The sequence below is a fragment of the Actinoplanes sp. NPDC051470 genome (assembly GCF_040682035.1).
Taxonomy (GTDB): Bacteria; Actinomycetota; Actinomycetes; order Mycobacteriales; family Micromonosporaceae; genus Actinoplanes.
Genome location: NZ_JBFBAA010000058.1, coordinates 21,142 through 27,625, shown reverse-complemented (window position 1 = coordinate 27,625; position 6,484 = coordinate 21,142). Strand labels below are relative to the sequence as shown.

Annotated in this window: 7 protein-coding genes; 2 read left to right on the top strand and 5 right to left on the bottom strand. The window is 68.3% G+C overall.

The window, feature by feature from the left end:
- Window positions 1–188: 188 nt before the first annotated feature.
- A complete protein-coding gene (locus tag AB0M54_RS46610; protein WP_364327863.1) occupies window positions 189–1,025 on the bottom strand; it encodes an IS5 family transposase in 837 nt (278 codons plus the stop codon).
- Window positions 1,026–1,364: 339 nt separating this feature from the next.
- Between AB0M54_RS46610 and AB0M54_RS46605 the strand changes: the two genes are divergently transcribed.
- The gene (locus AB0M54_RS46605; protein WP_364479554.1) at window positions 1,365–1,709 is read left to right on the top strand and encodes a transposase; all 345 of its coding nucleotides are present in this window, start codon (window positions 1,365–1,367) and stop codon (window positions 1,707–1,709) included.
- 82 nt (window positions 1,710–1,791) lie between these two features.
- Here the strand turns inward: AB0M54_RS46605 and AB0M54_RS46600 are convergent, their stop codons facing one another.
- Window positions 1,792–2,955 carry an NAD(P)/FAD-dependent oxidoreductase gene (locus AB0M54_RS46600; RefSeq protein WP_364479551.1) on the bottom strand — a complete coding sequence of 388 codons (1,164 nt, stop codon included), beginning with the start codon at window positions 2,953–2,955 and terminating at the stop codon, window positions 1,792–1,794.
- Between the two features lie 72 nt (window positions 2,956–3,027).
- Between AB0M54_RS46600 and AB0M54_RS46595 the strand changes: the two genes are divergently transcribed.
- Window positions 3,028–3,636, top strand: coding sequence for a TetR/AcrR family transcriptional regulator (locus AB0M54_RS46595; protein ID WP_364327872.1), 609 nt, complete (start codon window positions 3,028–3,030; stop codon window positions 3,634–3,636).
- Here AB0M54_RS46595 and AB0M54_RS46590 read toward each other — a convergent pair.
- From AB0M54_RS46590 to AB0M54_RS46580, 3 genes are read right to left on the bottom strand one after another with little or no spacing between them, the layout of a single operon-like run.
- The gene (locus AB0M54_RS46590) at window positions 3,605–4,297 is read right to left on the bottom strand and encodes an FAD:protein FMN transferase (protein ID WP_364328393.1); all 693 of its coding nucleotides are present in this window, start codon (window positions 4,295–4,297) and stop codon (window positions 3,605–3,607) included. The two genes, AB0M54_RS46595 and AB0M54_RS46590, sit on opposite strands and share 32 nt — an antisense overlap.
- 32 nt (window positions 4,298–4,329) lie before the next feature.
- Complete coding sequence (locus tag AB0M54_RS46585; protein WP_364327875.1) at window positions 4,330–4,830, bottom strand: FMN-binding protein; 501 nt, start codon at window positions 4,828–4,830, stop codon at window positions 4,330–4,332.
- A 12-nt stretch (window positions 4,831–4,842) separates the two neighbouring features.
- Window positions 4,843–6,357 carry a ferric reductase-like transmembrane domain-containing protein gene (locus AB0M54_RS46580; RefSeq protein WP_364327878.1) on the bottom strand — a complete coding sequence of 505 codons (1,515 nt, stop codon included), beginning with the start codon at window positions 6,355–6,357 and terminating at the stop codon, window positions 4,843–4,845.
- Between the last annotated feature and the right edge of the window lie 127 nt (window positions 6,358–6,484).

The window sequence follows — 6,484 nt, the reverse complement described above, 5'->3', positions numbered from 1 at the left end:
ACCACGCCGCGATGGCCCAATGGGCGATGATCATCATCATGACCCGCCGGTTGGCCCGCCACCAACACACCTGAACCCCTCATTTACCAGGGTCTAAGGGTGTTGCCTATACGCGCTCAGAGCAGAAGGTCCTGCTCTGAGGGCGTATAGAGGGCGTCTGATTCACGTACTTTGTGCGTTATGGTGGTTTAGGTGTCTCGCCAGGTTGGGGTGGTTTCGTCAGCCGCTCGTCGGATGAGGTTGTCGATCATCGCGATGCGGACCATGGTGGCGGAGGTTTCCGGGAGGGTTTCGTAGTCGCGGGCCAGGCGGCGGTGTTGCATGAGCCAGCCGATGGTGCGTTCGACGACCCAGCGACGCTTGATCACTGAGAAGCCTTTGACCTGCGGGTCTTTGGTGACTACTTCGACATCGACGCCAAGCGCGGCGCCGTGTTCGACGACCTTTTTGCGGAATCCTGCGTCGACCCAGGCCTTGGTCAGCGTGGGGTAGGTGTCGGTGGCTCGGTCTAGTAGGGCCGAGCCGATGGTGTTGTCGCTGACCGAGGCGGCGGTGACGATGACGGCGAGCAGCAGGCCGAGAGTGTCGGTGATGATGCCGCGTTTACGGCCGACGATTCGTTTGCCTGCGTCGATGCCCTGGCTGGCGGCCGGAACGTTGGTGGACGTCTTCACGCTCTGGGTGTCCATGATGGATGCCGTCGGTTCGGGGTTGCGGCCGGTCTTGTTGCGTACCAACCCGTTCAGGCTGTAGTTGAGGTCGGTGAAGATGCCATCGGTGTTCCAGGTCTTGAAGTACCAGTAGACCGTCTGCCACGGCGGCAGGTCGTGGGGCATGTAGCGCCAGGCGATACCGGTGCGGTTGACGTAGAGGATCGCGTTGAAGATCTCCCGAAGATCATGCTCGGCGACACGGCCACCGATGCCGGCTTCGGTACGGGCTTGGCGCCACGCGGTCAGCCGGGCCTCGATCAGGGCCCAGCGGGCATCGGACAGGTCGCTGGGATAGGCGGCGCGATTGGTCATGTAATGCAGGTAGCGTCGCTGATCGCACACATCCCAGACGCGTGGTGCGTCGAATCCTGCACGAACCTGAATCAGACACGATCGAGTGACCAAATGTGGTCGTAATGGTGCTGCCGATACGGACCAATCGACTGTTGTAGGGACTTACCAGGCTGGCATTGCCCCGAGAAGCGCGATGACAAATAATTGCACTCCTCTCGAACCAGAACTAAACGTCCAGATAGAGCCTGTTTGGTACTGCGGGTGGGCTGGTGTGGTAGCGGCGTGGCGTTGATCGATATAAGGGCAGGCTCTTGGTAGATAGGCGGTTCCTACACCTGCCATCACCAAGAGCCTGCGATGCCATTGAACATCCGCGACACCGCCGGCGCCAACCCGCTGCTGCACACCGCCGCCCAACACGGCATCCGCTACATATGGGCTGATCACGCCTACCGCGGCGACCTCATCACCTGGGCCAAACACACCTTGAACCTCACCGTCCAGGTTGTCGCCCGACCCAGGGTCAAAGGCTTTCACCTGCTGGCCCGCCGCTGGGTCGGGGAACGCAGCTTCGCCTGGATCAGCCGACGCCGCCGCTGCGCCCGCGACTCCGAACGCCTGCCCGAACACCACGAAACCATGGTCTACCTCGCCGCCGCCCTCCACATGAGCCGCCGAGCCGCCCGCCTCCATACCACCTGACCAGCCCACACATTCCAAGACAGGCTCTATACGCGCTCAGAGCAGGACCTCCTGCTCTGAGCGCGTATAGGCAACACTCGCGTCACTGACCGAGCTGAGCGCCCATGCGGCGGCGGATCGGCGGGAGGGCGTCGACCGTGCGCAACATGGTCCGGAACGCGGCCCGGCCCAGGCGGTTCGGCGAGGCGCCCTGGCGGGCGTTGCGCAGGGATCGGCGGACGGCGGCGAAGCCGTACCCCAGCATCTCGGTCTCGTAGTCGCGCAGCGCGGGCAGGAGGTCAGGCCTGGTCAGGGCGCGGGCCAGCAACTCGGCGTCGCGCAATGCGGTGTTGGCGCCCACCCCGGCCATCGGGGTCATATTGTGGATGGCGTCGCCGAGCAGGGTGACCCGGCCGGTCGGCCAGGGCTTGACCGGGATGGCGCTGCGGATGCGGAGCGCGTTCGGCGTGTCCGAGCCGGCCACCAGGTCGCGGAGGGCGGGCGCCCAGCCGGTGGTGCGCTCCAGGACCAGCCGGCGGAGATCCACGTTGGCCGGCGGCGGCAGTGCGGAGGCCAGATCGGAGAAACTCCACAGGACGTACGGGTCGTCGCCGGGCCAGATCGCGGTGAAGAACGAGCCGCGCCGCGCCGGGATCACCAGGTTGACGTCGTCGGTCAGGACACGGGGCAGTGTGGCCGCGGGAAGCGGGTGCCGGCCGGCGATGGTGATGATGCCGGTGTCGACGCGCCCGGCGGCGTGGGGGAGCAGCTGGGCCCGGACCCGGGAGTTGGCGCCGTCGGCCCCGATCAGGACGTCGGCGGTGTCGGTGCTGCCGTCGGCGAAGTGCGCCGTGACCGTGTCGCCGGAGACGGCGTAGGAGACGAACTCGTGGCCGGTCCGGAGGTCGTCGCCGAGGCCGGCGAGCAGCACCTCGCGCAGCTTGATCCGGCTCACGCCGTAGTGGCCGTCGCCGACCTCGGTGGCCGGGAAACGCAGCAGGTCACGCAGGTGCTCGGTGGTGAAGCCGAAGCCGGCCCGGTCGGCCGGGACGGTGTCGAGGAACGTCTTCCAGCCCTCGGGTGGCAGGCAGGCCTCCAGCGCCCGGGCGCCGTGCGGGTTGATGTGGATGCGGTAGCCCTGCAACCAGTCGGTGCGGGCCTCGGTGCGCTCGTGGACGGTGACCGGCACGCCGGCCCGGCGCAGGCCGTGGGCCAGGCACAGCCCGCCGATCCCGCCGCCGATGATCATGACTTTCAAGCTGGGCATGGCTTGAGTGTCATCTTTGCGATTGTCTCTGTCAATCGTTCAGTTGATTAAGGCAGGTGCTAGGGTGATCCGATGCCTCGTCGTTCGCCCAGCGCCGACCAGCGCAAACGTGACCCGGAGCGAACCAAGGAGCGCATTCTCGAGGCGGCCTTGATCGAGTTCAGCGAGCACGGCCTGGCCGGGGCGCGAACCAGCGCGATCGCCGCGCGGGCGGGCGTCAACCAGCAGCTGATCTCCTACTACTTCGACGGCAAGGAAGGCCTCTACCGCGCCCTTCAGCGGCGGTGGGAGCAGACCAGCGGGACGCCGCGGCCGGACGTGCCGATGGCCCACATCGTCAGCGGGTTCCTGCCGGTCGACGCGACCCAGCGGGCGTGGGCGCGGCTGCTGGCCTGGGAGGGCCTGACCTCGACGGGGCCGGACGACACCGAGACCGGCGACTACTTCGCGGCGATGGTCGAGGACATCCGCGACCGGCAGCGGGCGGGTGAGCTGGCCGAAGACCTCGATCCCACGTACGTCGGGGTGATCTTGTTCGCGGCGACCCTCGCCCCGACGATGCTGCCGCAGATCGTCCGCCGGTTGACCGGCCTCGACGCCGCGTCGCCGGAGTTCGTCCAGAAGTACGCCGACGAGCTCGGCCGGGTCCTCACGAAGCTAACGGGAAGCCGTCCGAGGTGAAGGCGCGGGCATCGTCGGTGACCACGGCCGACTCGTAACCGTCGGCGACCAGGGTGGCCAGCCAGGCGATGCCCGGCTCGCCCATGGCCAGGGCGGCCGTGGCGTAGGCGTCGGCCACGGCCAGGTCGGGGCCGGTCACGGTGACCGAGCGCAGGCCGGTCGCGGGCGCGCCGAGGCGCGGGTTCCAGACGTGCGCGCCGCGCTCGTAGACGCCGGAGGTCGCGACCGCGCCGTCGGTCACCGCGAGGACCCAGCAGAGCTTGTCGGCCTCCCAGGGGTGGCGCACGCCGACCCGCCACGGGCCGCCGACCGCGCGGATATCCCCGCCCGCGTTGATGAAGTGCCGTTCGGAGCCGGCCGACACCAGGCGGCGGGACGCGACCTCGACCGACCAGCCCTTGACGTAGCCGGACGGGTCGAGCGGGCCGGCGGCGTACGCGTCGAAGTAACCGCCGGTGAACTTCCACAGCTCGGCGCACTTATCCAACACATGCCGCATGTCGGGCGAAAGGGAAGCGGCGTCAACTTCGCGGCGCTGGAAACGGTTGACCTCGCTGTCGTCCTTATAGGTGGAGAACCGCGCGTCGACCTCGTGCAGCCACGCGACCACATCAGCGATCCAAGCCTCGGAAGAAGCTTCGATGCTCACGGCCGTACCCATGACCTGCTCGACGTGGCGCACGGAGAGGGAGCCTACTTCGCGGCCTTGTCCAGCGCGGCCTGCAGACCCTTCAAGTACGCCTCGCTGGTCAGCGTCGCGCCGGAGACCGCGTCGACGTCCGCGCTCTGCGCCTCCAGCGTGGCCGCCTTCAACGCCTCGATGGCCGGCGGGTTGATCGTGCCGCTGTCGTTCGCGGTCGGGTAGCCGGCCTGCACCGAGGCGATCTTGCCGCCGGTGACCTTGAGCGAGAGCGAGATGGTGCCGTACACGTACTTGGCATCGGCCTTGAACGTGCCGTTCTTGAACTTGCCCTCGTCCTCGGCCGGCTTCTTCTCGGCCGGCGCCTTCCCGGTCGGCTTCGTGGACGGCTTGTCCGCCGCGCCCGCCTCGCCGTTGGAGGCCGGCTGCTCGTTGGCGGCGGGAGCGGGAGGCGCGGCGACAGGGGCCTCGGGCACGGACACGCTCAGCCGGACCCCCACGATGAGGGCGGCGCCGGTCAGTGTGCCTACGGCCGCTGCGGTGCTACGTCGCATCAGAAAACTCCGTCAGAATTCGAAGGGGTCGAGGTGCATCTGGCTGTCCGGAACCTCGAGCTCGTGAAGCGTCGCCACCGCGGCGCCGACCAGCCCGGGCGGGCCGCAGAGGTAGATGTCGCGGCGGTTCACGTCGGGCACCAGGCCGAGCATCCCGTTCGGGGTGAACAGGCGGCTCGGGCCGGGGTCGTTGCGGGAGCCGACGATGTAACGGACCCACGCGTCACGGCGCTCGGCGAGGTCCTCGAGCTCGGCCCGGAAGACCAGCTCCTCGGGGCGGCTGGCCCGGTAGATCACGATGGTGTCGGCCGGCATGTCCTCCAGCAGCGCCCGGATCGGCGCGATGCCACTGCCGCCGGCGATGAGAAGAGCACGGCGACGGGTACGCCGTTCGGCGGTGAACGTGCCGAACGGTCCCTCGGCCCACACCGGCGTACCCGGCTGCATCTCGGCCAGCTTCGACGTGTGGCCGCCGACCGCCGTGACGGTCAGCCGCAGCCACTCCGGGTTGGGCGCCGCGGACAGCGAGAACGGGTGCGACTGCCACCAGCCGTTGGCGGTCAGGAAGCGCCACCGCATGAACTGGCCGGCCTGGGCCGGCAGCTTGTCGAGGCGCTTGCCGTCGATGTAGAGCGAGAACGTGTTCTGGCCCTCGGCGACCACCTCGGCCACCTCGAAGCGGTGCCGGATGTTCAGCCAGACCGGCTCGACCAGGCGGCCCCAGGCCAGGGCGGCGATGACCAGCGCGGCGAGACCCGGCCAGAAGATCTTGGCGTACGGTCCGCCGAGGTTGGCGCCGGTGGCGACCTGGTGGCCGTAGCCGAGCAGCAGCACCGCGTACCCGGCCAGGTGGATCAGGTGCCACAGCTCGTAGGGCATCCGCGTGCGCAGCGCCCGGATCGAGATCAGGCTGATGAACACGAGCAGGCCGGTCGCGATCAGCGCGCTCATCATGTCCGGGAGCGAGGTGATGATCGTGATGCCCTGCTCGACGACCGGGGTCTCGGCGGTCAGGGCGTACCCGTAGATGATGAACACCGCGTGGGCCAGGACCGTCACCACCAGTGACGTGCCCAGCCACCGATGCCATTTCAGCAGGTCACGGGAGCCGACCCACTCCTCGAGCCAGGACACCCGGCTCATCATCAGCAGCTGGATGAACAGCACGTAGCCGGCGATCAGCCCGGTGATCCGGCCCACCGCCAGCATCAGCGTGGCCAGGTCGTTGACCGTGCCGGCCTCGGTCTCGAAGAGCCACATCGACACGCTGGCGCCCAGGCCGCCGAAGAACAGCAGAACCGTGAGCAGGCGGTTCCCGCTGTTCGCCTCGGCCGGCGGGCGGTCGTCGACCGGCGGCAGGGACTGCGCCTGCCAGCCGCTTGGGTCGGTCTGCGACTCGAGGACGATGTCGCTGCGCTGGTAGGCCTCGTCGTTCCACCATTCCGGCGGTTCCTCGCGCCGGCCGTACCGTGGGTCCTCGAAGGTTGGAGACTGCTGGTCAGCGGTGTTGCCGTAGGCCCGCGCCATTCGTCCTCACCCTCAGATCCTTCGCTCGGGTGCCGGTTCACCCCCCGGTGTCCGGCCGTCTGGGAATTGGTACGCAGCGCCGGACGGGATGGCTCAAAGATCCGGGCAGAAAGTTCCCTGGGGTAGC

Bases quoted from the DNA above. Each gene is read 5' to 3' on its own strand.
- AB0M54_RS46585 (WP_364327875.1), bottom strand. From the start codon at position 4,830: ATGCGACGTAGCACCGCAGCGGCCGTAGGCACACTGACCGGCGCCGCC.
- AB0M54_RS46580 (WP_364327878.1), bottom strand. From the start codon at position 6,357: ATGGCGCGGGCCTACGGCAACACCGCTGACCAGCAGTCTCCAACCTTC.
- AB0M54_RS46595 (WP_364327872.1), top strand. From the start codon at position 3,028: ATGCCTCGTCGTTCGCCCAGCGCCGACCAGCGCAAACGTGACCCGGAG.
- AB0M54_RS46605 (WP_364479554.1), top strand. From the start codon at position 1,365: ATGCCATTGAACATCCGCGACACCGCCGGCGCCAACCCGCTGCTGCAC.
- AB0M54_RS46610 (WP_364327863.1), bottom strand. From the start codon at position 1,025: ATGACCAATCGCGCCGCCTATCCCAGCGACCTGTCCGATGCCCGCTGG.
- AB0M54_RS46590 (WP_364328393.1), bottom strand. From the start codon at position 4,297: ATGGGTACGGCCGTGAGCATCGAAGCTTCTTCCGAGGCTTGGATCGCT.
- AB0M54_RS46600 (WP_364479551.1), bottom strand. From the start codon at position 2,955: ATGCCCAGCTTGAAAGTCATGATCATCGGCGGCGGGATCGGCGGGCTG.